Origin of the sequence: Bartonella sp. CR127HXZ (assembly GCF_042194555.1) — a bacterium.
GTDB lineage: Bacteria > Pseudomonadota > Alphaproteobacteria > Rhizobiales > Rhizobiaceae > Bartonella > Bartonella grahamii.
Window position 1 is genome coordinate 1 of the sequence record NZ_JBHIMZ010000074.1, and the last position, 669, is coordinate 669.

1 pseudogene is annotated in these 669 nt (G+C 43.5%); it reads left to right on the forward strand.

Annotated features, from left to right (window positions below):
• Positions 1-131 precede the first annotated feature (131 nt).
• A pseudogene (locus tag ACFIKY_RS09180) lies at positions 132-395 on the forward strand (proton-conducting transporter membrane subunit).
• The last annotated feature ends 274 nt before the right edge of the window (positions 396-669 follow it).

The window sequence follows — 669 nt, forward strand, 5'->3', positions numbered from 1 at the left end:
GCTCAATAGTCCTCGCCGCAGTACTCTTAAAACTAGGTGGCTATGGCATAATACGACTCACCCCTATTCTTAACCCCCTAACAGAATACATAGCCTACCCTTTCCTCATGCTAGCCCTATGAGGCATAATCATAACAAGCTCAATCTGCCTACGACAAACAGACCTAAAATCACTCATCGCATACTCCTCCGTAAGCCATATATCCCTAGTAATCATAGCCTCCCTCATTCAAACCCCCTGAAGCTTTTCTGGCGCAACCACCCTCATAATTGCCCATGGACTTACTTCCTCTATACTATTCTGCCTAGCTAACTCAAACTATGAACGCACCCACAGCCGCATTATAATACTCTCCCGAGGACTTCAAACACTACTTCCACTAATAGCCCTCTGATGATTCACAGCAAACCTTACCAACCTAGCCTTACCCCCCACCATTAATTTAATTGGAGAACTCTTCGTGATTACAGCCTCATTCTCTTGATCTCACATCACTATCGTGCTAACAGGACTTAACATACTAATCACAGCCCTCTACTCCCTCCACATATTCATTACAGTACAACGAGGAAAACTCACACACCACATAATTAACATAAAACCCCCTTTCACACGAGAAAATACTCTAATGTTCATACACCTTACCCCAATTATCCTTCTATCCCTTG